General features: G+C 59.8%; 25 protein-coding genes and 2 pseudogenes. 8 read left to right on the forward strand and 19 right to left on the reverse strand.

What is annotated here, in order from left to right; all coding sequences use genetic code 11:
* The first annotated feature begins 101 nt into the window (after positions 1 to 101).
* Together RS887_RS01915 and RS887_RS01920 are read left to right on the forward strand one after the other, a co-directional pair.
* Entirely contained in the window at positions 102 to 824 is a 723-nt protein-coding gene (locus RS887_RS01915; protein WP_322614177.1) for a 1-acylglycerol-3-phosphate O-acyltransferase, read from the forward strand.
* A 161-nt stretch (positions 825 to 985) separates the two neighbouring features.
* The gene (locus RS887_RS01920) at positions 986 to 1,957 is read left to right on the forward strand and encodes a magnesium and cobalt transport protein CorA (RefSeq protein ID WP_322614178.1); all 972 of its coding nucleotides are present in this window, start codon (positions 986 to 988) and stop codon (positions 1,955 to 1,957) included.
* A 100-nt stretch (positions 1,958 to 2,057) separates the two neighbouring features.
* Here RS887_RS01920 and RS887_RS01925 read toward each other — a convergent pair whose 3' ends face one another.
* From RS887_RS01925 to RS887_RS01935, 3 genes and pseudogenes are all read right to left on the reverse strand, one after another.
* Positions 2,058 to 2,780: an amidotransferase gene (locus RS887_RS01925; RefSeq protein ID WP_322614179.1), complete on the reverse strand. Its 723-nt coding sequence runs from the start codon at positions 2,778 to 2,780 to the stop codon at positions 2,058 to 2,060.
* Between the two features lie 95 nt (positions 2,781 to 2,875).
* Positions 2,876 to 5,020, reverse strand: a complete 2,145-nt coding sequence (locus RS887_RS01930) for a 3-hydroxyacyl-CoA dehydrogenase NAD-binding domain-containing protein (protein ID WP_322614180.1) — start codon at positions 5,018 to 5,020, stop codon at positions 2,876 to 2,878.
* Between the two features lie 24 nt (positions 5,021 to 5,044).
* Positions 5,045 to 6,242 (reverse strand): annotated as a pseudogene (locus tag RS887_RS01935) (acetyl-CoA C-acetyltransferase).
* A gap of 598 nt (positions 6,243 to 6,840) precedes the next feature.
* On the opposite strand from RS887_RS01935, the gene RS887_RS01940 reads away from it, so the two are divergent.
* Entirely contained in the window at positions 6,841 to 7,662 is an 822-nt protein-coding gene (locus RS887_RS01940) for a cytochrome c (RefSeq protein ID WP_322614181.1), read from the forward strand.
* A gap of 120 nt (positions 7,663 to 7,782) precedes the next feature.
* Here RS887_RS01940 and RS887_RS01945 read toward each other — a convergent pair whose 3' ends face one another.
* The 10 genes from RS887_RS01945 to RS887_RS01990 all read right to left on the reverse strand — a co-directional run bounded on the left by RS887_RS01945 (position 7,783) and on the right by RS887_RS01990 (position 16,820).
* Complete coding sequence (locus RS887_RS01945) at positions 7,783 to 8,592, reverse strand: transglutaminase family protein (protein WP_111282631.1); 810 nt, start codon at positions 8,590 to 8,592, stop codon at positions 7,783 to 7,785.
* The gene (locus RS887_RS01950; RefSeq protein ID WP_007971901.1) at positions 8,589 to 9,539 is read right to left on the reverse strand and encodes an alpha-E domain-containing protein; all 951 of its coding nucleotides are present in this window, start codon (positions 9,537 to 9,539) and stop codon (positions 8,589 to 8,591) included. Before RS887_RS01950 ends, RS887_RS01945 begins: the two co-directional genes overlap by 4 nt.
* Positions 9,540 to 9,551: 12 nt before the next feature.
* Complete coding sequence (locus RS887_RS01955; protein WP_096509732.1) at positions 9,552 to 10,961, reverse strand: circularly permuted type 2 ATP-grasp protein; 1,410 nt, start codon at positions 10,959 to 10,961, stop codon at positions 9,552 to 9,554.
* 368 nt (positions 10,962 to 11,329) lie between these two features.
* On the reverse strand, positions 11,330 to 11,674 hold the full coding sequence (locus tag RS887_RS01960; RefSeq protein WP_008017656.1) for a ribonuclease E inhibitor RraB: 345 nt from the start codon (positions 11,672 to 11,674) through the stop codon (positions 11,330 to 11,332).
* A gap of 210 nt (positions 11,675 to 11,884) precedes the next feature.
* Positions 11,885 to 12,118, reverse strand: a complete 234-nt coding sequence (locus RS887_RS01965) for a hypothetical protein (RefSeq protein WP_111282828.1) — start codon at positions 12,116 to 12,118, stop codon at positions 11,885 to 11,887.
* 237 nt (positions 12,119 to 12,355) lie between these two features.
* Positions 12,356 to 13,231, reverse strand: coding sequence for a polyamine aminopropyltransferase (speE, locus tag RS887_RS01970; RefSeq protein WP_322614182.1), 876 nt, complete (start codon positions 13,229 to 13,231; stop codon positions 12,356 to 12,358).
* Positions 13,232 to 13,467: 236 nt separating this feature from the next.
* Positions 13,468 to 13,659 carry a PLD nuclease N-terminal domain-containing protein gene (locus tag RS887_RS01975; RefSeq protein ID WP_007993066.1) on the reverse strand — a complete coding sequence of 64 codons (192 nt, stop codon included), beginning with the start codon at positions 13,657 to 13,659 and terminating at the stop codon, positions 13,468 to 13,470.
* An 82-nt stretch (positions 13,660 to 13,741) separates the two neighbouring features.
* Positions 13,742 to 14,272, reverse strand: coding sequence for a hypothetical protein (locus tag RS887_RS01980; RefSeq protein WP_322614183.1), 531 nt, complete (start codon positions 14,270 to 14,272; stop codon positions 13,742 to 13,744).
* Positions 14,273 to 14,365: 93 nt separating this feature from the next.
* Positions 14,366 to 14,884 (reverse strand): ankyrin repeat domain-containing protein, encoded by a 519-nt coding sequence (locus RS887_RS01985; RefSeq protein ID WP_322614184.1) that lies wholly within the window; start codon positions 14,882 to 14,884, stop codon positions 14,366 to 14,368.
* A 97-nt stretch (positions 14,885 to 14,981) separates the two neighbouring features.
* Positions 14,982 to 16,820: a long-chain-acyl-CoA synthetase gene (locus RS887_RS01990; protein ID WP_322614185.1), complete on the reverse strand. Its 1,839-nt coding sequence runs from the start codon at positions 16,818 to 16,820 to the stop codon at positions 14,982 to 14,984.
* Between the two features lie 368 nt (positions 16,821 to 17,188).
* On the opposite strand from RS887_RS01990, the gene RS887_RS01995 reads away from it, so the two are divergent.
* Complete coding sequence (locus tag RS887_RS01995; protein WP_322615245.1) at positions 17,189 to 17,467, forward strand: DUF3509 domain-containing protein; 279 nt, start codon at positions 17,189 to 17,191, stop codon at positions 17,465 to 17,467.
* A gap of 123 nt (positions 17,468 to 17,590) precedes the next feature.
* On the opposite strand, the pseudogene mtnC reads toward RS887_RS01995, so the two are convergent.
* The 5 genes and pseudogenes from mtnC to aroC all read right to left on the reverse strand — a co-directional run bounded on the left by mtnC (position 17,591) and on the right by aroC (position 21,739).
* Positions 17,591 to 18,273: pseudogene (gene mtnC / locus RS887_RS02000) on the reverse strand (acireductone synthase).
* A gap of 4 nt (positions 18,274 to 18,277) precedes the next feature.
* Entirely contained in the window at positions 18,278 to 18,823 is a 546-nt protein-coding gene (locus RS887_RS02005; RefSeq protein ID WP_322614186.1) for an acireductone dioxygenase, read from the reverse strand.
* A 20-nt stretch (positions 18,824 to 18,843) separates the two neighbouring features.
* A complete protein-coding gene (locus RS887_RS02010) occupies positions 18,844 to 19,470 on the reverse strand; it encodes a methylthioribulose 1-phosphate dehydratase (protein WP_057399337.1) in 627 nt (208 codons plus the stop codon).
* The gene (locus tag RS887_RS02015; protein WP_322614187.1) at positions 19,467 to 20,618 is read right to left on the reverse strand and encodes an MFS transporter; all 1,152 of its coding nucleotides are present in this window, start codon (positions 20,616 to 20,618) and stop codon (positions 19,467 to 19,469) included. The genes RS887_RS02010 and RS887_RS02015 overlap by 4 nt, the downstream gene beginning before the upstream one ends.
* 29 nt (positions 20,619 to 20,647) lie before the next feature.
* Positions 20,648 to 21,739: a chorismate synthase gene (gene aroC, locus RS887_RS02020; RefSeq protein ID WP_085716874.1), complete on the reverse strand. Its 1,092-nt coding sequence runs from the start codon at positions 21,737 to 21,739 to the stop codon at positions 20,648 to 20,650.
* 83 nt (positions 21,740 to 21,822) lie between these two features.
* Here aroC and RS887_RS02025 point away from each other — a divergent pair, with 83 nt between their 5' ends.
* A complete protein-coding gene (locus tag RS887_RS02025; RefSeq protein ID WP_322614188.1) occupies positions 21,823 to 22,821 on the forward strand; it encodes an alpha/beta hydrolase in 999 nt (332 codons plus the stop codon).
* Between the two features lie 131 nt (positions 22,822 to 22,952).
* Positions 22,953 to 23,744: a hypothetical protein gene (locus RS887_RS02030; protein WP_322614189.1), complete on the forward strand. Its 792-nt coding sequence runs from the start codon at positions 22,953 to 22,955 to the stop codon at positions 23,742 to 23,744.
* Positions 23,745 to 23,868: 124 nt separating this feature from the next.
* Here RS887_RS02030 and prmB read toward each other — a convergent pair whose 3' ends face one another.
* A complete protein-coding gene (gene prmB / locus RS887_RS02035; protein WP_322614190.1) occupies positions 23,869 to 24,777 on the reverse strand; it encodes a 50S ribosomal protein L3 N(5)-glutamine methyltransferase in 909 nt (302 codons plus the stop codon).
* Between the two features lie 239 nt (positions 24,778 to 25,016).
* On the opposite strand from prmB, the gene RS887_RS02040 reads away from it, so the two are divergent.
* Entirely contained in the window at positions 25,017 to 25,607 is a 591-nt protein-coding gene (locus RS887_RS02040) for a cysteine hydrolase family protein (RefSeq protein ID WP_322614191.1), read from the forward strand.
* A gap of 131 nt (positions 25,608 to 25,738) precedes the next feature.
* Positions 25,739 to 26,059, forward strand: a complete 321-nt coding sequence (locus RS887_RS02045) for a hypothetical protein (protein WP_085716878.1) — start codon at positions 25,739 to 25,741, stop codon at positions 26,057 to 26,059.
* Positions 26,060 to 26,073: the final 14 nt, after the last annotated feature.

Below are 26,073 nucleotides of genomic sequence, written 5' to 3' on the forward strand. Positions count from 1 at the left end.
TCAGCACAAACATCGGCTATCTCCCACTACTCTGGCAGCAATTGCCGAAAACAGTGCACATCCGTACACTGCGCCACCTTTTGTCCCGGTGGGGCCTGTAAATGCTGTTTTTGTTGCGTATGTCATTGATGGGCCTGCACTTTATTGTGGCGGGTGTGCTGGGTGTAATTCTCGGCCTGTGCCGGCCATTCAACCCGGACAACAGTCGCCTGTGCGCACGCCTGTACGCATGGCCGGCCATGTGTATTTTGCGTTTGCGGGTGAAGGCCGAAGTCGGGCCGTTGATGGATAAGCCTGACAGCTGCGTGATCATCGCCAATCACCAGTCCAACTACGACTTGTTTGTGTTTGGCAACGTAGTGCCCCGCCGTACCGTGTGCATCGGCAAAAAGAGCCTGAAATGGGTGCCGCTGTTCGGGCAGTTGTTCTGGCTGGCCGGCAATGTGCTGATCGACCGTGGCAATGCGCAAAAGGCGCGCAAGTCGATGTTGACCACCACCCACACCCTGCAAAACAAGGAGACCTCGATCTGGGTCTTCCCGGAGGGCACGCGCAACCTGGGTGAGGATTTACTGCCCTTCAAGAAAGGCGCATTCCAGATGGCCATTGCCGCCGGAGTTCCGATCATGCCGGTGTGTGTCAGCAGTTACGTCAAACACATGCGCTTGAACCGCTGGCGCAGCGGGAAAATCCTGATTCGTTCGTTGCCGGCGATTCCCACCGCCGGATTGAGCCTGGATGACATGCCCATGCTGATTGCCCAGTGCCGCGAGCAGATGCGTGAATGCATCGATTCGATGGACCGGCAACTGCAAGCCGCCTGAACAAGAAAACCCGCCTGGTGCGGGTTTTCTTTTGTCTGCGAGACTTTACCGGCGAACTCGGCAGATTTAGCTGACTCGCAAACACTGCGAGGCTAAGCTGATCAACACTGGCATTGCATATGTTGCCAATTGAAAGCTGCCAAAAGAAGTGAACCACCATCATGGGTAGAGTTGTTGCTGCTGCGGTTTATAGCGCCGGTAAAAGAGTCACCAATATCACCCTCGACGAAGGCGCTGCCTGGGCAGCCAAGCCCGGGCACTTTGTCTGGATCGGCCTCGAGGAGCCGAACGCCGGGGAGCTCTACAATCTGCAGCGCCAGTTCAATCTGCACGAACTGGCCATTGAAGACGCCCTGGAAAAGCACAGCCGGCCGAAGCTGGAAACCTTCGGCGATGCGCTGTTCATCGTGACGTATTCGCCCATCCGCCATGAAGGCAAACTCGAGTTCATCGAGACGCATATCTTTGCCGGCAATGGCTACATCATCACTGCACGCAACGGTCACTCGGCGTCCTATGCCCATGTCCGACAACGTTGTGAGGCACGTCCGCTGTTGCTTGAGCACGGGGAAGATTTCGTACTCTATGCCATCCTCGATTTCGTCATTGAAAACTACCAGCCGATGGGCGAAGCCATTCACTCGGAAATCGATGAGCTGGAACGCAACGTGTTATGCGGCGTGTTGAATGACTACGACATCCAGAAGCTGCATGGCCTGCGTCGTGATGTTTTGCGCTTGCGTCGTTATGTGGCACCGATGATTGAGATCGGGGAGGAATTGCAGAGGCTGAGCTTCCCGTTCATCGATAAGAACATGCGTCCGTACTTTCGCGATGTGCAGATCCATGTAACGCGGCAAATGGAAGACCTGACAACCCTGGCGGATATTGCCAGCCAGACGATTGAGGTCGGGGTGCTGTTGGAGGCCTCTCGCCAGAGCGTGGTGCAACGCAAGTTTGCGGCCTGGGCGGCGATTCTGGCCTTCCCGACGGCGGTGGCGGGGATCTACGGGATGAATTTCCAGAACATGCCGGAGTTGAACTGGCACTACGGGTATTTCGGGGTGCTGGGATTTATTACAGTGGGTTGTCTGGGGTTGTGGGCGAGCTTCAAGAAATCGGGGTGGCTGTAAGAGCGAGCCTGCTCGCGAAAAACCTGAGAGCACCGTGGGCTGTCAGGTTTGGCGCGTTATCGTTTACGACCATCGCGAGCAGGGCTCGCTCCTACAGGTTTTAAACAGCTGTTGGCTTGTGCGCGACAAACCGCATCATCCATTCGGCAACCGTGGTGCCGTGGTGCTCCTGCTCCAGGCTCGCAATGCCTTTGGTGTAGATCTGCTCACCCAGCGCCTCCTGACGAATGTCCAGCAGGGCACGGGAGTAGTCGTGGATGAACTCCGGATGCCCCTGGAAGCACAGCACCTGGTCGTTGATGTGATAAGCGGCATACGGGCAGAAATCGCTGGAAGCGATGACCGTGGCGTTCTCCGGCAGCGACGTGACCTGGTCCTGGTGGCTGATCAACAACGTCAGCTCCTCACGCACCGGGCTCATCCACGGCGCCTTGGCGGCGAGTTTGTATTTGTGGGTGCCGACGCCCCAGCCTTGAGTCGCACGCTCGCTCTTGCCACCGAGCAGCAATGCCAGCAACTGATGACCGAAGCAGACACCCAGCAACTTGTCGCCGCGCTCGTAGCGGGTCAGCAGGTATTTCTTGAGGGTTTCGATCCACGGGTCGGTGCCGAAGGAATCGGCCTTGCTACCCGTCACCAGGTAGGCGTCGAATGTCAGGTCGTCGCTTGGGTATTCACCCTGCACCACGTTGTAGACCGTGAACTCGGCGGCAATCGGCTGCTGCGAAAACAGGTGTTTGAACATCTGCCCGTAGCCCTGATATTGGTCAACCAATTCCGGACGCAGGTGGTCGGTTTCCAGAATGCAGATGCGTAACGACATAAAAAATACCTGACACGTGATGGGAATAATGCACACCCCAGAGCCTGCCCTGAAACACCGTGACAAGGCAAGCCCCGAAATGCGTCATCGCCCCCTTAGAATGCCTCCCTTTTGGCGGCCTTCTCCAGCAGCAATGCGGGCGGCGCGAACCGCTCGCCATATTGCCTGGCCAGGTACTGGGCGCGGGCGACAAAGTCCTGTACGCCGTACTGGTTGATGAACTGCAGCGCACCGCCTGTCCACGGGGCAAAACCGATACCGAAGATCGAGCCAATGTTGCCGTCCGCGGTCGAGGTCAACACGCCCTCCTCCACGCAGCGCACGGTTTCGATGGCTTGTACGAACAGCAAGCGATCACGCACATCTTTCGGCGAAATCTGCCCGTCGGTTTTCTCGAAGCGGGTTTTCAACTGTGGCCACAGGTGTTTCTGGCCGCCTGCCGGATACTCGTAGAAACCACCCCCGGCAGCCTTGCCCGGACGCTTGTATTCATTGAGCAGCAAGTCAATCACGGCAAAGGCCGGATGCTCTCTCAGCGGTTTGCCTTCTGCCTGCAGGTCCTTGGCCGTTTGCAGGCGGATATGGTTCATCAGGCTGAGGGAAACTTCGTCAGAAATCGCCAGCGGCCCTACCGGCATGCCGGCTTTGCGTGCTTCAGTCTCGATCATCGCCGCGCTCACGCCTTCGCCCAGCATGGCAATGCCTTCGTTGGTGAAGGTGCCGAACACCCTTGAGGTGAAGAAACCGCGGCTGTCATTGACCACAATCGGGGTTTTCCTGATTTGCAGGACGTAATCGAACCCGCGGGCCAGGGTTTCATCGCTGGTATTGGCGCCCTTGATGATTTCCACCAGCGGCATTTTTTCCACGGGGCTGAAAAAATGCAGGCCGATGAACTTGCTCTGATCGGGCACGGCGCACGCCAGGCCGCTGATCGGCAAAGTCGAAGTGTTGGAGGCGATCACCGCGTCCGCGCCGACGACCTTCTGCGCCGCCAGGGAGACCTTGGCCTTCAAATCCCGATCCTCGAACACGGCTTCGATGATCAGGTCACAACCGGCCAGGTCGGCATCGTTTGCGGTGGGTTGAATGCGAGCCAGAACGGTGTCGCGTTGCTCGATGCTCATTTGTCCGCGAGCGACTTGCTTGTCCAGCAGCGCCGCCGAATGCGCCTTGCCCTTCTGCGCCGCGGCAAGGTTGATGTCCTTGAGCACCACCTCGATACCGGCCGACGCGCTGACAAACGCAATTCCGGCGCCCATCATCCCGGCGCCGAGCACTCCGACCTTGCGGGTGACATAAGGCGCAAAGCCTTGAGGCCGCGAACCGCCGGCATTGATTTCGTTAAGTTGGAACCAGAACGTGCCAATCAGGTTTTTCGAGACCTGGCCGGTGGTCAGTTCAGTGAAATAGCGGGTTTCGATCAGGTGCGCCGTGTCGAAATCCACTTGGGCGCCCTCGACCGCCGCGCACAGGATCTTCTCCGGCGCGGGCATCGTGCCCTGGGTTTTGCTGCGCAGGATCGACGGTGCAATCGCCAGCATCTGGGCGACTTTCGGGTCTGACGGCGTCCCGTCCGGAATCTGGTAGCCCTTCACATCCCAGCGTTGTACCGCCGCCGGGTTGGCGAGAATCCACGCCTTCGCCTTGGCCATCAGCTCTTCGGAGTCCGCTGCCAGTTCGTCGATCAACCCCGCCTGCAACGCCTGTTGCGGGCGAACTTTCTTGCCTTCGAGCAGGTATGGCAGGGCTTTTTCGATCCCGAGCATGCGCACCATGCGCACTACGCCACCGCCGCCCGGCAGCAGGCCGAGGGTAACTTCCGGCAGGCCGAGTTGCACCGACGGGCTGTCCAGCGCCACGCGATGATGACAGGCCAGGCAGATTTCCCAGCCGCCGCCGAGTGCCGCGCCGTTGATCGCAGCAACCACCGGTTTACCGAGAGTTTCCAGGGTGCGCAGCTGCCCCTTGAGGGTCAGCACCATGTCGTAGAAGGCTTTGGCTTCGGGCTTGCCGACCTTGATCAGTTCATTGAGGTCGCCGCCGGCGAAGAAGGTTTTCTTGGCCGAGGCGATGATCACGCCAGCGATGCTGTCCTTGTCGGCCACCAGGTGCGCAACGCAGTCAGCCATGGCCTCGCGGTACACCGCGTTCATGGTGTTGGCGCTCTGGCCCGGCATGTCGATGGTCAGGACGACGATTTGGTCCTGGCCTTTTTCGTAACGAATGGCTTCGTTCATAACTGGGTTCCTTGAAGTCCGGGCTCAGAGGCGTTCGATGATGGTGGCAATGCCCATGCCGCCGCCGACACACAGGGTCGCGAGGCCATAACGCAGGCGTCGGGCTTCCAGTTCATCCAGCAGCGTGCCGAGAATGGCGCAGCCAGTGGCGCCCAGCGGATGGCCCATGGCGATGGAGCCGCCGTTGACATTGACCTTGTCCGGATCGACAGCCATGTCCTTGATGAATTTCAACACCACGGAAGCGAACGCCTCGTTGACCTCGAACAGATCGATGTCTTCGACCCGCAGCCCGGCCTTGGCCAGCGCCTTGGTCGCCGGCGCGGGGCCGGTGAGCATGATGGTCGGATCGGTGCTGGTGACCGCCGTGGCGACAATCCGCGCCCGCGGCTGCAGGCCAGCGCCCGGCCCTTGGCTTCGGAGCCGATGAGCATCAGCGCCGCACCATCGACAATCCCGGAGCTGTTGCCGGGGGTGTGAACATGACTGATCCGCTCGACATGGCTATAGACCCGCAACGCGGTGGCATCGAACCCCATCTGCCCCATCATCTCGAAACTCGGCTGAGCTTGCCCAGTCCTTCGAGGGTCGAATCGGCGCGAATGAACTCATCGTGATCGAGCAGGATGATGCCGTTCTGGTCCTGCACCGGCACCAGCGACTTGTTGAATGAACCGTCGGCCCGCGCCCGTGCAGCCTTTTGTTGAATGCAGCGCGTAGACATCGACATCCTGACGGCTGAAGCCTTCAAGGGTGGCGATCAGTCAGCGCCCACGCCCTGCGGCGTGAAGTGACTGTGCAGGTTGGTCGCCGGGTCCAGCGCCCAGGCCCCGCCATCGCTGCCCATCGGCACCCGGGACATCGACTCGACGCCGCCGACCACCACCAGATCCTCGAAGCCGGAGCGCACTTTCATTGCGCCGAGGTTGACCGCCTCCAGCCCCGAAGCACAGAAACGGTTGATCTGTACCCCCGCCACGCTGACATCCCAATCGGCCACCTGAGCGGCGGTTTTGGCGATGTCGGAACCTTGATCGCCAATCGGCGTCACGCAGCCGAGCACCACATCATCGACCTGGCTGGTGTCCAGCGCCGTACGCTGTTGCAGTGCGCTGAGCAAACCGGCAACCAGGTCCACCGGTTTGACACTGTGCAAGGCGCCGTCGGCCTTGCCTTTGCCACGGGGCGTGCGTAACGCGTCGAAAATCAATGCTTGGGTCATGACGTCCTCGAACCACAGTACGGGTGGGTGAATATCGAGTGCTCACTCTTGGCCCGAGCCGCGTTTGATTCAATGACCGCAGCGCTCACAGACGTTGACGCTCACGCTCAGACGGACGGTAGTGAGCTACCGGATTTACCGATTCCGGACACCAAGCTGTCTAGCCAACGGGCGCCAAAGAAGCTGGCAATAGGCCTCATGTCTTTTTCAAAGCTAATCGTAACAATTCCATACGAAATGGATCTAAGCCATGCGCAGCGCGGGCTCTAAGGTGAACTTGTACGAAGTTGTCGTCGGGTTTTGCCGAGGCACTCGTCGCTACAGGAAGTGCACCTGCCGTCATGGAGCAATGCAGGCAGGCATCAGGAAATAACAATAAAGGCGGTCAAGCCATGTTCAAACAATCGAAAGTACGACAAGCCGGGCTCATCCTTTTCGCCACCACACTGTTGTTGATATTGCCGAACCTGACCAAGGTGATCGGCTAGTCGCGTCTGAAAGATGCGGCGTCACGTTTTTTAATTGCCACTATCAAAATGTGACTGGCCCGCTACCCGGGCCAGCGTGGCTGTGCCAACCTTGACGGCACTTCCACGACATGGACGGCGATCATTTGAAAATGCTCATTCTGCTCGGGGCCCTGCTGTTCGGCTCGCCCCTGTATGCCGCACAGCTGAACCTGGAGCTGGGCGCGAACAGTCGCACCTGGCAGACCGAGGAGTTGCTCAAGCATCCTCAGGTTCAAACCATCGACATCAGCAACGACGTTTCCTACAAGCGGGACATGAGCTACCGCGCCGTACCCCTGTCCGAGTTGCTGACCGGCATCAAGCCCGACGACCACCTGCAAGCTGTGGCCCTGGATGGCTTTGCCGCCGAAATGACCGCAGCGCCATTGCTCAATACCCAGGGTGCACAGGCGTGGCTGGCGATTGAAGACCCGGCCAAACCCTGGCCACCGCTATCCGAAGGCAAGCCAGGCGCCGGGCCGTTCTATCTGGTCTGGACCAACCCGCAGGCCGGCAACATCAGCCCCGAACAATGGCCGTTCCAGGTGGCGAGCATCAAACGCCTGGCGCCCGTGGCCGAGCGCTTTCCTGCCCTGCTGCCCGATCCGGCGTTGAAGGCGGATGATCCGGTGAACAAGGGTTTTGCGCTGTTCCAGAAGAACTGCCTGGCATGCCATCGACTCAATGGCGCTGGCGACTCGCAGTTCGGGCCGGACCTGAATATTCCGTACAACCCGACCGAGTATTTCGGCACGGACTTCCTCAAGCGCTACATCCGCGATCCACAGAGTTTGCGCCAGTGGCCGCAGGCGAAGATGCCCGGGTTCTCGACCGAGGTGTTGCCGGATGGTGATCTGGGGATGTTGGTGGGGTATTTGCAGCATATGGTTGGGCGCAAGGTTAAGCCCTGACAATATCGTACCTGTAGGAGCGGGCTTGCCCGCGATAGCGATACATCAGTCGCCGATACAGTGACTGGAAGACCGCCTTCGCGAGCAAGCCCGCTCCCACAGGGTTCCGTAGTGTCCCGCTTACTGCTGCTGCACGGAGATCACCGGCGCTGGCGTCGGTGAAACCAGCACCTTGGCGTGCATCTGCTCACACCCACCGCCCCGGCGCATCCCGCGCACCGGGCAGGCATCCAGGTAATCCAGGCCCACTGCCAGTTTCAGGTGACGTTCCGGCCGGGCCAGCTCGTTGGTCACGTCGAAGCTGTACCAGGCATCATCCAGCCAGGCTTCGGCCCAGGCGTGGCTGGCCAGGTGTTCGCTGTTCTCGCTGTACAGATACCCCGACACATAACGCGCCGGAATGCCCAGGCTGCGCGTGCAGGCAAGGAACGCATGGGTATGGTCCTGACACACGCCGGAGCGCCCGGCAAAGGCCTGAGCCGCGCTGGTATCCACTTCCGTGGAGCCCGGCGTGTAGGTCATATGCTGGTTGAGCCCATGCATCAGATCGATCAGCGCCGTGCGATCGCGGCGTTGTTTGCACGCCTTCTCGGCGAACGTACGCAGGGCGGCGTCGGCTTCAGTCAAACGGGTGAAACGCAGAAACGGCAGTGCCGACTGGCTCTCGTGTTCGGCCTCACGCAACTCGTCGATATCGACCTGGCCACGGGCGCCTATGATGATCGCCTCGTGCGGCTCATCCATGGTCAGCACATGCAGGATGTTGCCGAACGGATCGAGTTGCGCCCGCACCGGACGCGGCAGGTCGAGCTGCCAACTGAGCACGTGCTGGCGCTCGCTATCGTGGGGAGTCAGTCGCAGATACTGGATGCTCGCCCGCACCTTGTCTTCGTAGTGATAGGTGGTTTCGTGGCTAATGGAAAGTCTCATGCGGCCTCCAGATAAGAACTGTGTATCGCGTTACCCAACTGGCGCACCAGCGGGATGAACTCGGTCAGCCAGGCGTGCAGGCCTTCTTCGAGAATTTCATGGATACCGGTGTAGCGCAGGCGTGCGTCCATTTCTGCCGCCAGGCGTTGTGCGGGACGACCATTGGCCCCTGGTAATTGCGCGAGGATCTGGTCGATTTCTTCGGTACAGGCGCGCAGGGATCGCGGTACATCGGCCCGCAGCAACAGCAGTTCGGCGACATGCCGGGCGCCGGGGGCGTCGCGATAGATTTCCGTGTAGGCCTCGAACGACGACAACGCCCGCAACAACGCACTCCATTGGTAATACGCGTGAGCGGTGCCATCGCTGACCGCTTCGGCCTGATCGCCGGCCATTTCGTAGCGGGCATCGAGCAGGCGCAAGGTGTTGTCCGCCCGTTCGATAAAGGTCCCCAAACGAATGAAGCGAAACGCATCGTTACGCATGATGGTGCCGTAGGACGCGCCCCGGAACAGATGGGAACGTTCCTTGATCCACTCGCAGAAACGGCTCATGCCGTAGCGACTGAGGCCCTGCTCGGCAATTCCGCGAATTTCCAGCCAGGTGGCGTTGATGTTTTCCCACATGTCGGCGGTGATGCGCCCACGTACCGCATGGGCGCTGGCCCGTGCCGCCCCGAGACAGCTGTAGATGCTCGCCGGGTTGGCCGCATCCAGGGCGAAGAAATGCAACAGCCGTTCGGCATGCAGTTCGCCATGGCGTTCCAGGTAATCGTCCAGGGTGCCGGTGATCAACAGCGGCATGGCCAATTCGTGCAAACCGTCGCCACGACCGTCTTGCGGCATCAGCGACAGCGAATAGCTGATGTCGAGCATCCGTGCGAGGTTTTCCGCCCGCTCCAGGTAACGCGACATCCAATACAAATCCGAGGCAGTTCTACTTAACATGGCAGGCTTCCTTTAATCCTCGACCACCCAGGTGTCCTTGGTTCCGCCACCCTGGGAGGAGTTGACCACCAGGGAGCCTTCGCGCAGGGCAACACGGGTCAAACCGCCGGGCACGACCCGGGTTTCACGACCCGACAGGACAAACGGCCGCAAGTCGATATGGCGTGGCGCAATGCCGTTTTCGACAAAGGTCGGACAGGTCGACAACGACAGCGTCGGTTGCGCGATATACGCATGGGGCTTGGCGATGATCCGCGCGCGGAAGGCTTCGATTTCCGCCGCTGTCGCCGCCGGCCCCACCAGCATTCCGTACCCACCGGAGCCTTGGGTTTCCTTGACCACCAACTCTGGAAGATTGGCCAGTACATGGGACAGTTCAGAAGGGTTACGGCATTGCCAGGTCGGCACGTTCTTCAGGATCGGCTCTTCGTCGAGGTAGAAACGGATCATGTCGGTAACGAACGGATACACCGACTTGTCGTCCGCCACCCCCGTGCCAATGGCATTGGCCAGCACCACGTTGCCGGAGCGGTAGGACGACAGTAGCCCCGGCACGCCGAGCATCGACTCCGGGTTGAAGGCCAGCGGATCGAGGAAGGCGTCGTCGAGGCGACGATAAATCACGTCGACCGCTTTCGGCCCGTCGGTGGTGCGCATGTAGACCTTGTCGTCACGCACGAACAGGTCCGCGCCCTCCACCAGTTCCACCCCCATTTCCCGTGCCAGGAACGCATGCTCGAAGAACGCGCTGTTGAAGCGCCCGGGTGTCAGCACCACCACGCTCGGGTTGTCGATGGGGCTTGAGCTTTTCAGGGTGTCGAGCAGCAGGTTCGGGTAATGGTCGATGGGAGCGATGCGTTGCGCCGCGAACAGTTCGGGGAACAAGCGCATCATCATCTTGCGGTCTTCAAGCATGTAGCTGACGCCGCTGGGTGTACGCAGATTGTCTTCGAGCACGTAGTAGGTGCCGTCGCCATCGCGCACCAGGTCGACCCCGGAGATGTGCGAGTAGATATCGCGGTGCAGGTCCAGGCCCTGCATCGCCAACTGATACTGCTCGTTCGCCAGCACCTGTTCGGCCGGAATGATGCCGGCCTTGATGATGCGCTGCTCGTGGTAAAGGTCGGCGAGGAACATGTTCAACGCCTTGACCCGCTGGATGCAGCCGCGCTCGACGACCCGCCATTCACTGGCAGGAATGCTGCGGGGGATGGTGTCGAAGGGAATCAGGCGCTCAGTGCCCTGCTCGTCCCCGTAGAGCGTGAAGGTTATCCCGGCACGATGAAACAACAGATCGGCCTCGCGTCGCCGTTGTGCCAGAAGCTCGTCAGGCGTCTCGGCCAGCCAACGGGCAAACTCCCGATAATGCGGGCGGACCTGGCCGCCGGCATCGTACATCTCATCAAAATAGGTGCGGATCATGCCGTACTCCTTGTCACTCGGACGTCCAGACCTTCGCAAGGCCCGTGCCATCGGCATAAACGCTTATATTTCAATCGGTTGGATAATCAACACGCACGCACCGCACCAATCCTGTGCGACAAATGCCCCAACCCGATCGCCCCCGCTTCATTGCAAGGCGTGGTGGTCGCCTATCACCAGCATAGTCAGAGTTGATTTCACTGCCCGGCAACGGCTGCGGATAATCCGGGCATTCGCTGAAAAGCTCACCGAACTTCCCTTTTAGCCGCCTGCCCAGGCGGCTTTTTTTGGCCGATTATCAATGCCCGCAAATGAAAACGGCCAACCCGAAGGTCAGCCGTCATTGTCGGTTGTCACTGTTCATAAGGTTATGCGAGTCGCCCTCGTACCTCCTGTTTCACACCCCAGCCTTCGATGATGCCGCCCAATGGCTCGACCACCGCTTCGAAACCCTGTTCGAAATCGCCGATGTCGTCGTAGGTGGCATACATGACTTTGCACAATTCCAGCGCCCAGGCGCCATCGTCGCGCACACTGACTTGCGCATTCAGGGATTCACCATGGTGGAAATGACCTGCTGCCCTGCGTGCCCGCTCCTCATCCGGGAAAATGGCGTAGAACTCGATGGGATGAAACCGCGAAAAGTCAAAACCGCCTTCTTTCATGCGGCGCAGTACGCTGCTGCTGATGTCTTCTTGATAGGCTGTGCTCATGAAACGTCCTCCTCAAAACGATGGATAGACTTTCCGTACTCCCTCACCCGCAACCGAACAGCGCGAGCGACGGCAACCGATGTGCCGGCGGGAAACAAGCATGGAGCTGACAAGACCAGACCTTAGCGATTCATTCGCTGATCTCGCTTGCAGAGTAGCCCCAAGATAGAGCCTCTGCCAAGGTCTGGATTTGAATGCGACAGGTGTCGTTCAGATTGGCGTGATGCCGAGGATTTGAATGGCGTACTGGTCTTTCAGACTTTTGACGGTCGCATCGGCGGTCCGCCCTTCCAGATCGTTCAGATCCAGTTCGGCAGCAACGGGAAGGAGTCGGGCTTTTATGAGTTTGGCAGCGTGCTCGTTATCCGGGCACTCGTCGCACTCAAAGACTTCGTCGACTTGTTCGCCGTGATCATCCACGAAAGTGATTTTCCACTTTTGCATCAAAGCCTCCTCGATAAAACCCATTGATGGGCTCACCTCTATCTCGACCTCGTTAGCTGCCTAATTGTTCCGCCGGAGCAAACACATCGACGGATGTGAAAATCTCTCCCGACACCCGCTTCAACCCGTCCAGCGCAAACCATGTGGGAGCGGGCTTGCTCGCGAAAGCGGTAGAACATTCAACATCAATATTGACTGGTCTGACGCTATCGCGAGCAAGCTCGCTCCTACAGGGTTTTAGTCGTTGCTTGGCTTGTTCACCGCCTGCAACACGTATTGCGGCAAGGCAAAGGCACCGATGTGGATTTCAGGATTGTAGTAGCGGGTGATGATGCCGCTGCCCGCGAAGCGCTGTTGCAGGGTTTCGCGGGACAACTTGCGATAAGCGGTATTGGTGGCGCCCCAGGCGAAGGTCATCGAGCCACCGATATAGGTCGGCACGGCAGCCTGGTAGAAGTGCCAGTCCGGGAACAGGCTGCGCAGGCGACCGGCGGTGGTCTTCACCTCTTCGATCTGCATGAACGGCGTGCCGTTCTGGGTCACCAGGATGCCGCCTTCGTTCAGGCAGCGGTGGCAGGCCTGGTAGAAGTTTTCCGAGAACAGCACTTCACCCGGTCCGATCGGGTCGGTGGAGTCGGAAATGATCACGTCGAACTTTTCAGTGGTGGTAGCGACGAAACGCATGCCGTCGTCGATCACCAGGTTCAGGCGTGGATCATCGAACGCGCCCTTGGAGTGGTTCGGCAGGAATTCCTTGCACATGTCGACCACGGTGCCGTCGATCTCGACCATGGTGATGTGCTCGACACTGCGGTGCTTGGCCACTTCACGCAACATGCCACCGTCACCGCCGCCGATGATCAGCACGCGCTTGGCAGCACCGTGCGCCAGGATCGGCACGTGGGTGAGCATTTCGTGGTAGATGAATTCGTCGGCTTCGGTGGTCTGGATCACGCCGTCCAGCGCCATCACCCGGCCCATGCGCGGGTTCTCGAAGATCACCAGATGCTGGTGTTCGGTGCGCACTTCGTGCAGCAGTTTTTCCATGCGAAAACGCTGGCCGTAGCCTTCGTAGAGGGTTTCCAGGTAGTCGCTGGTCAGGGTGTTGCTCATGGGAAGTGCTCCGATGAATGCGGGTGGCAACGGACGGTTACCCGCCCATGATGGCCAATCGAGCGTCTCGATTGACCGGGAAAGGCGCGCATTCTACGTCGCGGAACATGACAGGTCGAATGTGGGAGCGGGCTTGCTCGCGAAAGCGGTGTGTCAGCCGACTTGTTTTCAACTGCCCCTCCCTCTTCGCGAGCAAGCCCGCTCCCACAGGGTCGGAGTTGTTTGCGGGATATCCGTCAGAATTTGACATTGCCCCGCGGCCCGGCGATGGCCCAGATGATCAGTCCCAGCACCGGCAACAGTGCGATCAACAGTACCCAGAGAATTTTCATCCCGGTCTCGGCGCTACTTTTGAATACGTTGATGATGGCCCAGATGTCCAAGGCAAAAATGATCAAGGCAACCAGGCTGTTGAACGTGGAACCCATGGTGACGCTCCTGAAGAGTGATTTGCCCTCTCAGGATAGACGGTCGTCGCGAGGGCTCCGTTTTATTGACAGTGTTTGGCTATCAGACGTGGATCGCCACTTTCAGGGCTTCCAGGGATGGCGCGGCTGCGATGCCGATTTCTGCGCACAATTCCAGCACCCGTGGCACGTCATTGCCGTAGACCAGCACCACCTGCAACTCGTCATCGAGCAACTGGCTGAAGTTCATCAGCGTGTAGCCACCGTTTTCCTTGTTCAGGCTGCTCATCTGCACCTGGATACGGTTGAGCGCGGTCAGGGCTTCGGTCCTGGCCAGTTGCTTGGGCTTGAGATTGAACTCCACTCCAGGGCCGAACGAGGCGACGATCTGGCCGAACAGGTCCATGTAGGTGTCAGCCTGGAACAGCACCGTTTCCGGCAGGCTGCCGACCACCACCCACTCACCCAGCGGAATCGGGAAGCTGTCGTCGTAGTTGATGTCCGGATTGGCGGTCAGAAAAGCCTGCGGATCGGCGTAGGCCTGTGCCGCTTCGTCTGCGACCTTGAGGATTTCGTCTTCGCCCATGCACCCGGAGCTGATTTTGCTGATGAGTTCGACGAGTGCGGCTTTCATGGGGCGGATCCTGTAGCGAGGGGAATGTTGAGGGCGCGAAGGATAGCGCAAATGTGGACCTGTAGTGAGCGCCCCTTGCCACAAGGCTCAGCGTCAGCCCAGCAGTTTTTCCAGGTGCGCAACAGCATCGGAAGCGCCCATGGTTTTCGCCGCTTCCAGCGCGGTGATGCCATTGGCGTCCTTGGCTTTCGGGTCGGCGCCCTTGCTGATCAGGTAATCGACCACTTCGACGCGATTGAACATCGCCGCCATCATCAGCGCCGTGCGGCCGTCAAAGGACGAGCCTTCAACCTGCGCGCCGCCGTCGACCAAGACCTTGATCACCGCCAGGTCACCCTTGAAGGCAGCACCGGCAATCGGACTCTGTCCGTTGTCGTTGCGGATCTCCGGGTCGGCCTTGTGCTCCAGCAGGACTTTTACCGTATCCACATGACCGTGGTACGCGGCCAGCATCAGCAAGGTGTCGCCCTTGTGGTTACGCAGGTTCGGCGGTAACCCCTTGGTCAGCAGCGCGGCCATCATCGCCGCATCGCCCTCCCGTGCCTTGTTGAATACCTGTTCGGCAAATTCAGCGGCTTCTTCGGGGGTCATCTGGCGGCTTTTGTCTGACATTGGCTACTCCCTTCTCTGTCATTCGTAAAAGCCGACAGTTTCCCGAGCCGCCCCGGCACTGTCACTTGTTTTTTCTCATGGGCCGCCATAGCCAGATTCAATAGCGGTACTTGCCGCCCTGAATGTCAGACAACAATTGCTCCGTGACCTGCACGTAAGTCTGGGTGCCCGGCAGCCAGGCATAGATCGGATCATCACCGGTTTTACCCGGGTCGAAGGCCTCGTCCTTGAGTCGGGTCTTCTGATACTTGAAAGTCCCGGTGGTTTCCATTTTCACTTTCACCCGCAGGAACAACGGCACCGCATAAGCCGGCATTTGCTCACGAGCGAAGGCCAGCAGTTCGCTGAAGTCCAGGGTTGCCAGGGATTCGGCGGGGGTAATCGCCGCCATCCCGGCCCGACCATTGGTATTCCGGATTTCCACGCCATAGGCCACGGCTTCGGAAATACTCGGGTGTTTCAGGAGGATGTTTTCGACCTCCGTGGTCGACACGTTTTCACCCTTCCAGCGGTAGGTATCACCCAGGCGGTCGACGAACTGTGCATGACCAAAGCCGATGCAGCGCAACAGGTCGCCGGTGTTGTAGTAGCGGTCGCCCTGCTCGAATACATCGTGGAGCACGACCTTGGCGGTTTTCTGCGGATCGGTGTAGCCATCCAGCGGTGCCTTGTCGTCGATTTTTGCCAGCAACAGCCCCTGCTCACCCTTGGCGACCTTGCGCATCAGGCCATTGGCCCCACGAATCGGTGCGCCGCTGTCGTGGTCGTACGCCACCAGTTCCCAGGACATCAGGGAAAAACCGATGGTGTTGTCGAAATTCAGAATGTTGGTGAACCCGATATTGCCGTCGCTGGCGGCGTACAGCTCACAGATGTGATTCACCGCAAAGCGGGTCTTGAATTCGTTCCAGGCGCCGGGACGCAGGCCGTTGCCGATCATCTTCTTCACGTCGTGCCGGCTGTCGTCGGCGCTGGGCGGTTGATCGACCAGGTAGCGACACAATTCGCCGACATAACCGATGGTGGTTGCCCGGTACTTGCGCACGTCGTTCCAGAACTGACTGGCGCTGAATTTGCGGCGGATGGCGAACCCGCTGGCACCACTGACCGCCGAACCCCAGCACACGCAAAGGCCCGTGGCGTGGTACAGCGGCAAGGTGCAATAGACGACATCGTCCGGGCGCATGTCCAGGGCGATCATGCCGAAACTCGCCGAACTGCGCATCCAGCGGCCATGCTTGAACACGCCGGCCTTGGGCAGCCCCGTGGTGCCGGAGGTGTAGATATAAAAGCAGGGATCGTCGAAGAAAATCCGCTGGCTGCTGGCCGGGTTGTCGCTGGCGTCATCGAGACTGACGGTCATCAGGTTGATGAAACCTTCAGGCGCGATGCCCGGTTGACGAGAGGTGTCCTGATCGGCGACGAACCAGGTTCGCGCAGCCTGAATCGACACCCGATCACGAACCGCCAGGTAGGCCGGGACCAACTCCTCACCGACAATGATCGCCACCGGCGCCACCAGATTCACACTGTGCACCAGGGTGTCGCGGGTCTGCGAGGTATTGAGCAACGCACTGATCGCGCCGACCTTGGCCACCGCCAGAATCGTCACCAGCAGTTCCGGGCGGTTCTCGATGAAGACCGCCACCACATCCCCCTTGCCGATGCCCTGACCGATCAGGTGATGGGCGATGCGGTTGGCCCATTGGTTGACCTCGGAGTAACTGAGCGTCACGTCGTCTTGCAACAGCGCCGGGCCATCCGGGTTGCGCAACGCGGCTTGCTCGAAACACCAGCCCAAACCACACGCCTGGGTCGGGTCCGTGACATTGGCGGCCTTCATGCCCTTCACCACCCGGGGGATGGCTTTGGCAATGGAAGGCAGCTTGCGGAGCATCATGCCCCAGGTAATCGTGTCGTTTGACGTGCGGCTCATGATGCTCCCGTTCGATCTTTTTTATTGTCGGGCGGCGATGACTGAGCCCGAAAATACGTCAACGGTTCTTGAGCTGTACACGCGGTTTTTGAAATGTTTTGTATCTACGATCTTGATCTGCGATCCAGATCCGCGACAGCGCTGCGCGTAGGTGATCCCGTGCACGCCAATGGGTTCCATCGAGTCGCCGACGTACCTGCAAAATGCAGGATGCACGATGGCCATTCATGCAGATTGCACGAAAGCAAATATCACTAAAAAACGTAAGCTGTTGATTTTTATCAATATAAATCAACTGATATTACTGGCACAAAGGCTGCAACAGTCTCCCCATGCTTGCCATTCAAGTCATCACGGAGCTGAAAGACATGAGCCTGATCCAGGAAAAATTTTCGTCCCTGTTCGCCAACTACGACGTCACCACCCAGGCCCGCCCTGATGGCGGGATCCTGCTGACCCTGAGCGGTGGCGAAGGCAAAGTGTTCAAGCGCTCGATCTCCTACCGGCAATTGCACAATGGCGACCAGCTGATGTGGGTCATCAGTGCGATCCGCCGCGACCTCGCCGAACAAGCCAGTGAACTGCCGCAGATTTCCATGCTGCAAAGCCAGCAACGGTTTGCCCTGCCGACCTATTACTCGCTGTAAAAAAAGTGTGGGAGCGGGCTTGCTCGCGAAGTGGGAGTGTCAGTCAACATCAAAGTTGGATGACACTCCGCATTCGCGAGCAAGCCCGCTCCCACAAGTTATGCGGCGATTTCCAAGCAGTATTTAGAAGGCTGAAGGATTGATTCGCACAAAACTGTCCACGGTGACATGCCCCGCCAGTTCCCCACCCTCACGTGCCAGGCCGCAAGTGGCCATTCCCGCCGCGCGCGCTGCGTCGAGTTCTTCGACGATGTCCGACAAAAACAGAATTTGCTGCGCCTCGACCTGGATCGCCTGGGTGATGTTGGCGTAGGACTGCGCCTCGCGTTTTGGCCCTGACGTCGTATCGAAGTAGCCGCTGAACAGCGGCGTCAAATCCCCGCCTCCGAGCAGCCGAAGATCAACTTCTGCGCCTGGATCGAGCCCGAGGAATAAACGAACAGTTGATAGCCGTTCTGGTGCCATTGCTTGAGCGCTTCGACGGCGTCGGGGTAGACGTGGCCTTTCAGTTGCCCGGCCTGATAACCCTGCTCCCAGACCATTCCCTGCAACGCTTTCAACGGCGTGGCCTTGCGGTCTTCGGCAATCCAGCCCAACAGGATCTCGATGACCCGCTCGACGTCAGCATTCGGTTCGTTGCTGTCGCGGCGCACGGCAGCCAGTTGTTCTGCCACGTCGGCGCGTTCGGCGTGCTGACGGACAAACGCCGGCAAGTGTTTGGCGGCATAGGGAAACAGCACGTCGAACACAAAACTCACCGCGCTGGTGGTGCCTTCGATGTCGGTGAGAATCGCTTTGATCGGCATCGACTCAGTCCTCCAGGCGCGGGAATTGGCTGGCGATGTCTTCGCCGGTGAAATTGGCCACCCAGCCTTCCGGGTTGTTGAACAGACGGATCGCGACGAAATGCGGATGTTCGCCCATGTCGAACCAGTGTTTGGTGCCGGCCGGCACTGAGATCAGATCGTTTTTCTCGCACAGGACCGCGTAGACGTAATCGTCGATGTGCAGGGTAAACAAGCCACGGCCGGCAACGAAAAATCGTACTTCGTCTTCGCCGTGACGATGTTCGTCGAGGAATTTTGCACGCAGTTCGGCTTTTTGCGGGTGATCGCTGTTGAGGCTGATCACGTCGACGGTAACGTAACCGCGTTCGGTCATCAGTTTGTCGATTTGCTCTTGATAGGCGGCAATCACTTCTTCCTGAGTGGCGCCCGGCTGGATCTTCGCCGCCGCTTGCCAGCGGTCGAAGCGCACGCCCTGCTCGGCCAGGGTCGAGGCGATGTCTTCGAAATGGGTCAGCACCTTGTTGGGAGTTTCAGGGCTGGAGACGTGATAAACGGACAGGCTGCTCATCGTGGCAACTCCTTAACGGTTCATGCGTTACGGTTAAAGAGCGAGCGCGTCTTCAACTCGCACTCGAACAAAAATTCAAAGGCCTCGATCTGCCGCAGGGCATCGCTCATGCGCGCGCCCCAGGTGTACAGGCCATGACCGCGGATCAGGTAGCCGACGCAATCGGGATGGGCGTCGAGCCAAGGCTGCACCTTGGCGGCCAGGCGCGCAATGTCCTGATCGTTGTCGAAAATCGGCACGCGCACCCGGGATTCGTGGGTCGTCACACCGCTGAAGGCTTTTTGCAGTTCGTAGTCTTCGAACTCGATGAAGTCTTGCGGTGTCAGGCGCGACAGCACAGTGGCATTCACCGAATGGGTGTGCAGCACGGCACCGATCTCTGGGCGCCAGGTGTAGAGCTGGGTGTGCAACAGGGTTTCGGCGGACGGTTTCTTGCCCGGTTCCAGACTGTTGCCCGACAGGTCAGTGGCCAGCACGTCATCCATGCCAAGTTGCCCCTTGTGCTTGCCGGACACGGTCAGCAAGGCTTCGGTCGGCGACAGGCGAGTCGAGTAATTGCTGCTGGTGGCTGGCGACCAGCCGCGACCATACAGAAAACGCCCGGCGTCGATGATTTCCTGGGCGAGGTGTTCACGGGTAAGGCTCATGGCCTGTCCTCTTGCATACGTGTGGCAATGATAACGGCAGCCGCGACGGCTGCGAGACTGGCAATACTAAAGGTCCATGCCGCGCCGAGGGCGTTCCAGCTGTAACCGGCGTACAACGCGCCCAATGCGCCACCGGTGCCGGCCAGGGCGGCGTACAACGCCTGGCCTTGGCCTTGCTGGCGCGCACCGAAGCTACGTTGCACGAATTGAATGGCAGCGGCGTGAAAGCTGCCGAATGTCGCCGCGTGCAGCACCTGGGCAAACAACAGCACCCAAAGAAACTCCGCGAGCGAACCCAACAACAGCCAACGCAAAGCTGCCAGCAGAAAACTGGCCATCAGCACCCGGCGCAGCGAGACGCGCGCGAGGATCCGGCTCATGGCCAGGAACATCAGCACTTCAGCCACCACGCCGACCGCCCAGAGCATGCCGATCACGCCGCGGCTGTAACCCAGTCGCTCAAGGTGCAGCGTTAAAAACGTGTAATACGGCCCGTGACTCATCTGCATCAGCGCCACGCAGGCATAAAACGCCAATACGCCGGGGCTGCGCAGTTGCTTGAGGAACCCTTCCCCCGCCACCCGGTTGCCCGGCGCCGGTTGAGCATTGGGCACCCACAGGCTGCTGAGCACGATGCCGGCCATGATCAGCACCAGCGCCGCCGGGTAGATGTCCAGGCTCAGCCATTCGAACAGCCGGCCCAGCGCGACCACGGTGATGATGAAACCGATCGAGCCCCACAGGCGAATCTGGCTGTAGCGCGAGGTCTGCCCCTGCAAATGCGCCAGGGTAATGACTTCGAATTGTGGCAACACCGCATGCCAGAAGAACGCATGCAAGGCCATGACCATCACCAGCCAGGCGTAGGTCTTGCTGACGAAAATCAGCGAAAAGGTCAGCAGCGTGCACACCGCGCCGAAGCGCACGATGGTCAGCCGCCGACCGGTGTAGTCGCCCAGCCAGCCCCAGATGTTCGGCGCCACGCAGCGCATCAGCATCGGGATCGCCACCAGTTCACCGATGCGCGCGGCACTGAATCCGAGGTGATCGAAATACAGCGCCAGAAACGGCGCTGTCGAACCGAGCAAGGCGAAATAGAACAGATAGAAACTGGAGAGCCGCCAGTACGGGAGCGCCGCAGTCGCCATCAGACGGCTGCGACTGTGAAGTCAGCCATTTACAGCTGACCCAGCACCGGCGTGCTCACACGCACATCGGCGTTCTGCCCACGGTGACGCAGCAGGTGATCCATCAGCACGATGGCCATCATCGCCTCGGCGATCGGCGTGGCGCGGATGCCGACGCACGGGTCGTGACGCCCCTTGGTGATCACTTCCACCGGGTTGCCATGGATGTCGATGGAACGGCCCGGTGTGGTGATGCTCGACGTCGGCTTCAGCGCCAGGTGCGCGACGATCGGCTGACCGGAGGAAATACCGCCGAGAATTCCGCCCGCGTTATTGCTGAGGAAACCTTGCGGGGTCATTTCATCGCGATGCTCGGTGCCACGCTGGGCGACGCTGGCGAAACCGGCGCCGATTTCCACGCCCTTGACCGCGTTGATGCTCATCAGCGCATGGGCCAGTTCGGCATCGAGGCGGTCGAAGATCGGCTCGCCCAGGCCCGGCATCACGCCTTCGGCGACCACGGTGATTTTCGCGCCGACCGAATCCTGATCGCGGCGCAACTGGTCCATGTAGGCTTCCAGTTCCGGCACTTTGTCCGGATCCGGACTGAAGAAGGCGTTCTGCTCGACCGATTCCCAGGTCTTGAACGGGATTTCAATCGGCCCCAGCTGGCTCATGTAGCCGCGAATGACGATGCCCTGACTCGCCAGGTATTTTTTTGCAATCGCCCCCGCCGCCACGCGCATCGCCGTTTCACGGGCCGAGCTGCGACCGCCGCCGCGGTAGTCGCGCTCACCGTACTTGTGGTGGTAGGTGTAGTCGGCGTGGGCCGGGCGGAACAGATCCTTGATCGCCGAGTAGTCCTTGGACTTCTGGTCGGTGTTGCGGATCAACAGGCCGATGGCGCAACCGGTGGTGCGGCCTTCGAACACGCCAGAGAGGATTTCGACTTCGTCGGCTTCCTGACGCTGGGTGGTGTGGCGGCTGGTGCCGGGCTTGCGACGGTCCAGGTCACGCTGCAGATCCTCCAGGGATATCTCCAGGCCCGGCGGGCAGCCATCGACAATGGCGACCAACGCCGGACCATGGCTTTCGCCCGCGGTGGTGACAGTGAACAGCTTGCCGTAGGTATTGCCGGACATGCAGGACGCTCCGTGAAATGAACCTGAATACGTAATGCGCGCCAGTATACGCAGGCTACCCAAGTAGTTCATCCTCGAACCTTATGGGTGCCTGTGAGTCCAACCGGCATCTTCTTGATGATGGCGCGATGATGCTGCGAGTTCTAGCCTTGAGCCTTACCCTGATTTCCGGCTTCGCCCAGGCGACTGTCCTGCAACGACCGATCACGCTGGATACCGGCACCGGCGAGCTTTTCGGCTCGCTGTTGCTGCCAAAATCCGACGACCCCGTGCCGGTTGTCCTGATCATTTCCGGCTCCGGCCCTACGGATCGTGACGGAAACAACGCCGACGGCGGGCGCAATGACAGCCTCAAGCGCCTGGCCTGGGTACTGGCCAAACACAACATCGCCAGTGTGCGCTACGACAAACGCGGTGTGGCCGCGAGCCTGGCCGCCACACCGGACGAACGTAACCTGACGGTGGACGCCTATGTGGCCGACGCCCAAGCCTGGGGCCACAAGCTCAAGAGCGATCCGCGTTTCGGCAAGCTGATTGTGCTGGGTCACAGCGAGGGTGCCTTGATCGCCAGCCTCGCCGCCCCGAATATCGATGCCGACGCGGTGATTTCTGTCTCCGGCAGCGCAAGGCCGGTTGATCAGGTCATCCGCCAGCAACTGGGCAATCGCCTGCCGCCGCCGCTGATGCTGCGCAGCAATGAGTTGCTCGACAGCCTCAAGGCCGGGAAACCCGACGACAACGTGCCGCCACCATTACAGGCAATTTTCCGTCCGAGCGTGCAACCGTACCTGATTTCCCTGTTCCGCCAAGACCCGGCCGCCGCGTTCGCCAAGCTGAAGATGCCGGCGCTGATCATCCAGGGCAGCAACGACATCCAGGTCGGCGTCAATGATGCCCGGCTGCTCAAGGCCGCCAAACCGGACGCCGAACTGGCGTTGATCGAAGGCATGAACCACGTCATGCGCATCGTGCCCAACGACGTCAAACGCCAACTGGCGTCCTATAAAGATCCGCAATTGCCCCTCGCGGCGGAACTGGGCACGCGAATCCTCGGGTTTATTGATGGACTTCGCACCAGTTGAGCGCTGTAGGGGGCGTTCTCAACCAGTTTTCACGCCCCCTGGCCCTCCAGTCTTGAAAAAAACGGCCGATAAGCCTTTGTCACCACCACATTGGCTGGCGACAAGCTGAGCTTGGACAGGATCTCGCCGTTATGACTGACACCCAGACTTCACCCGACACCACCGCTGAAAAAGACGCACCGCCAGCGGTCGAGCTGCCCTGGGCGGACGTCCACGTCGAGCACCACAAAATGCTCCGTCTGGCGCAGTTGCAGACTGACCGCAACACAGGCGGGCGCCCATTGCGTTTTGTCGAGTTCGGCTATGCCGAGCGCAACGACAAGGAGCGCAGCCTGATGCGCATGAGCATCACCCTGCCCGGCCAGCGCGTGCGCAAGGAACAGAATCATCTGGACGTGTGGGTCGATCACGCCGAAAAACGCGTGCATTTCGGACCGGAAAGCGGACTGCAGATTGAACCGCTGAACCGTGGCATTGGCCGATTCCTGGCGGCCCAGGGCATCAACTGGGCGAAGAAGCGCTGGCCGACCTACACCGTCGACGGCGTTGACCTGAACAACAAGGATGCGCTGAACGAAGATACCCGCCTGCGCCGCGATCATTTTTTACGCGTGCACGGTTTCGACGTGGTGTATGCCGATGCCCAGCATTTGAAAGGCAGCGTCAAGCCGGTCAAGGTCGGCGACCTTTCCGGCGACTGGAACAGCGAAAAACTGCAGGTCGTGGAAATTCTCGAGGCGGCGCAGATGCTCCAGCAAGCCGAACAGAACCTGGCCGAGCAGGAAGTCAAACTCAAGAAACACGAAGAGAAAGTCAGCAAATACAAACGCGAGGACGCCGGGCTGCGCTTCACCATTACTTGCCTGGTGGCGTTTGCGGTGTTTCAGGCGGGGTTGCTGATCTGGATTGCGACGCACCGTTGAAGGCTTGAGACCGCGGCGCGACCATCGCGGGCAAGCCACGCTCCCACAGGATTTGTGTCGTACCCAAATGATGCGGCAGACACTGAACCTGTGGGAGCGGGCTTGCCCGCGAAGATTTTAGAGGTCAGACGCGAGAAGCGAACAACGCCTGGTGCTCCCGGCACTGCTGCGCGCTCAGCATGAACACACCATGGCCGCCACGCTCGAACTCCAGCCAGGCAAAGTCGACTTCCGGGTACAACGCCTCTACGTGCACCTGGCTGTTGCCCACTTCGACAATCAGCAGGCCCTTCTCGGTCAGGTGATCCGCCGCTTCGGCGAGCATGCGCCGCACCAGGTTCAAACCGTCGTCACCGCAGGCCAGGCCCAGTTCCGGTTCGTGCTGGTATTCGTCCGGTATGTCGGCGAAGTCTTCCGCATCGACGTAGGGCGGGTTCGACACGATCAAATCGAAACGTTGCCCCGGCAAGCCCCCGAAACCGTCGCCCTGCACCGTGTACACGCGCTCATCGACACCGTGGCGCTCAATGTTCTGGTTAGCCACTTCCAGCGCTTCGAACGACAGGTCCGCCAACACCACCTCGGCATGCTGGAACTCGTAAGCGCAGGCGATGCCGATGCAACCGGAACCGGTGCACAGGTCGAGAATCCGCGCAGGCTCGGCAGCCAGCCACGGAGTAAAACGATTTTCGATCAGCTCACCAATGGGTGAACGCGGGATCAGCACGCGCTCATCGACGATGAACGACATGCCACAGAACCAGGCTTCGCCCAGCAGATACGCCGTCGGCACCCGCTCTTCGATTCGGCGCTTGAGCAAATTTTGCAGGTGGACCCGTTCGTCGTCTTCCAGATTGCAGTCGAGGTAACTGTCGGCAATTTCCCACGGCAAGTGCAATGCGCCCAACACCAGTTGACGGGCTTCGTCCCAGGCGTTGTCGGTGCCATGGCCGAAAAACAGATCCTCCCCATGGAAGCGGCTGACAGCCCAACGGATATGGTCACGCAGGGTGCGAAGGCGGGAAGTGATCACGACGGCAAACTCCAGAAAAATCGACGGGCGATTCTACCAGTCAAACGGCGCCACGACGACGCGGGAAAACGATCGATTCAAATGTAGGAGTTATCCGTTTTTTCGCCAGGCCATTGAACAAAACTCGACTATTGACAAGGCTACAGGCCAGCAACGACGGCACCTACGATCGTAGCGATTCACAGAACCGCTCAGCCAGAGGACAATGTCGCAAAAGCCCCACTCCAAGGAGCCCCAGAATGTCCGTTCCAAAAACGATGTTTCAACTCAGCGGCCGCGGTTATCCGGCAGCCAAACTGAGTCAAGCGACCCTCATCATCATCGATGCCCAGAAAGAGTATTTGAGCGGGCCACTGGCCCTCAGCGGCATGGATGAGGCCGTCGCGAACATCAAGCAGTTACTCGCCGCAGCCCGTGCCGCTGGCCGGCCGATCGTGCATGTCCGCCACCTCGGAACGCTCGGTGGAATGTTCAACCCGCAAGGCGTCGGTGGTGAATTCATAGCAGGCCTGGAGCCACAGAGCGACGAAACCATCATCGGCAAATTGCTGCCGAGCGCGTTCCACGGTACCGAACTGGCCAAACGCCTGGAAGACCTCGGCGCCCTCGACCTGATCGTCTGCGGCTTCATGAGTCACTCGAGCGTCAGCACCACTGTGCGTGCAGCGAAGAACCTGGGTTTCCGATGCACACTTATTGAAGATGCCTGCGCCACACGCGATTTGCCCTACAAGGGCGGAGTCCTGAGCGCCGCGCACGTTCATCAGACGGAAATGGCGATCATGGGGGACAACTTCGCCACCCTCGCACTGACCCGTGAACTGATCTGATCGACGCTCAATGAGCGGCCCGATACGCCGCTCATCCGCAAAAACCTCTCATTTGCCATAATTGTCTTAGCCTCAGGAACATCCCGGTCAACTCCCGGTCGAAGGGCCGATACCCATTGAGGAAGGTCGGAATGAAGTTATCCGATGGTTTTGACGCTCGCCGCTTGCGGCCCAAAGGCCAAAGAAACTGGCGTTTTCGAATCGGCGCGACATTCGCGGCATTGCTGGCGATGTGCGGCGTGTTGCTCGCCATGGCCGGTACCGCCAGCCTGCTCGGCCACGCACCCGCCCTGGGTGAATTGAACACAAGCCGCACCGGGGCCGCCGTGATCCTGGTCATCGGCCTGTTCGTGCTGTACCTCGGGGTCTGGCTGTGGCGCCGTTGCCGTCGTCGCTCGCGGCAGTCGCGGGAACTGGCCATGTCCCCGCACCTGATGAAAAAACACGACTGAGCTCAAGCTCCAGG

Origin of the sequence: Pseudomonas sp. BIC9C (genome assembly GCF_034541995.1) — a bacterium.
GTDB classification, from domain to species: Bacteria; Pseudomonadota; Gammaproteobacteria; order Pseudomonadales; family Pseudomonadaceae; genus Aquipseudomonas; species Aquipseudomonas fluorescens_CC.

Excerpts from the sequence above, each read along its gene's own strand:
- RS887_RS01915 (WP_322614177.1), top strand. The coding sequence starts at position 102 with ATGCTGTTTTTGTTGCGTATGTCATTGATGGGCCTGCACTTTATTGTG.
- RS887_RS01920 (WP_322614178.1), top strand. The coding sequence starts at position 986 with ATGGGTAGAGTTGTTGCTGCTGCGGTTTATAGCGCCGGTAAAAGAGTC.
- RS887_RS01925 (WP_322614179.1), bottom strand. The coding sequence starts at position 2,780 with ATGTCGTTACGCATCTGCATTCTGGAAACCGACCACCTGCGTCCGGAA.
- RS887_RS01930 (WP_322614180.1), bottom strand. The coding sequence starts at position 5,020 with ATGAACGAAGCCATTCGTTACGAAAAAGGCCAGGACCAAATCGTCGTC.
- RS887_RS01940 (WP_322614181.1), top strand. The coding sequence starts at position 6,841 with ATGGACGGCGATCATTTGAAAATGCTCATTCTGCTCGGGGCCCTGCTG.
- RS887_RS01945 (WP_111282631.1), bottom strand. The coding sequence starts at position 8,592 with ATGAGACTTTCCATTAGCCACGAAACCACCTATCACTACGAAGACAAG.
- RS887_RS01950 (WP_007971901.1), bottom strand. The coding sequence starts at position 9,539 with ATGTTAAGTAGAACTGCCTCGGATTTGTATTGGATGTCGCGTTACCTG.
- RS887_RS01955 (WP_096509732.1), bottom strand. The coding sequence starts at position 10,961 with ATGATCCGCACCTATTTTGATGAGATGTACGATGCCGGCGGCCAGGTC.
- RS887_RS01960 (WP_008017656.1), bottom strand. The coding sequence starts at position 11,674 with ATGAGCACAGCCTATCAAGAAGACATCAGCAGCAGCGTACTGCGCCGC.
- RS887_RS01965 (WP_111282828.1), bottom strand. The coding sequence starts at position 12,118 with ATGCAAAAGTGGAAAATCACTTTCGTGGATGATCACGGCGAACAAGTC.
- speE (WP_322614182.1), bottom strand. The coding sequence starts at position 13,231 with ATGAGCAACACCCTGACCAGCGACTACCTGGAAACCCTCTACGAAGGC.
- RS887_RS01975 (WP_007993066.1), bottom strand. The coding sequence starts at position 13,659 with ATGGGTTCCACGTTCAACAGCCTGGTTGCCTTGATCATTTTTGCCTTG.
- RS887_RS01980 (WP_322614183.1), bottom strand. The coding sequence starts at position 14,272 with ATGAAAGCCGCACTCGTCGAACTCATCAGCAAAATCAGCTCCGGGTGC.
- RS887_RS01985 (WP_322614184.1), bottom strand. The coding sequence starts at position 14,884 with ATGTCAGACAAAAGCCGCCAGATGACCCCCGAAGAAGCCGCTGAATTT.
- RS887_RS01990 (WP_322614185.1), bottom strand. The coding sequence starts at position 16,820 with ATGAGCCGCACGTCAAACGACACGATTACCTGGGGCATGATGCTCCGC.
- RS887_RS01995 (WP_322615245.1), top strand. The coding sequence starts at position 17,189 with ATGAGCCTGATCCAGGAAAAATTTTCGTCCCTGTTCGCCAACTACGAC.
- RS887_RS02005 (WP_322614186.1), bottom strand. The coding sequence starts at position 18,823 with ATGAGCAGCCTGTCCGTTTATCACGTCTCCAGCCCTGAAACTCCCAAC.
- RS887_RS02010 (WP_057399337.1), bottom strand. The coding sequence starts at position 19,470 with ATGAGCCTTACCCGTGAACACCTCGCCCAGGAAATCATCGACGCCGGG.
- RS887_RS02015 (WP_322614187.1), bottom strand. The coding sequence starts at position 20,618 with ATGGCGACTGCGGCGCTCCCGTACTGGCGGCTCTCCAGTTTCTATCTG.
- aroC (WP_085716874.1), bottom strand. The coding sequence starts at position 21,739 with ATGTCCGGCAATACCTACGGCAAGCTGTTCACTGTCACCACCGCGGGC.
- RS887_RS02025 (WP_322614188.1), top strand. The coding sequence starts at position 21,823 with ATGGGTGCCTGTGAGTCCAACCGGCATCTTCTTGATGATGGCGCGATG.
- RS887_RS02030 (WP_322614189.1), top strand. The coding sequence starts at position 22,953 with ATGACTGACACCCAGACTTCACCCGACACCACCGCTGAAAAAGACGCA.
- RS887_RS02040 (WP_322614191.1), top strand. The coding sequence starts at position 25,017 with ATGTCCGTTCCAAAAACGATGTTTCAACTCAGCGGCCGCGGTTATCCG.
- RS887_RS02045 (WP_085716878.1), top strand. The coding sequence starts at position 25,739 with ATGAAGTTATCCGATGGTTTTGACGCTCGCCGCTTGCGGCCCAAAGGC.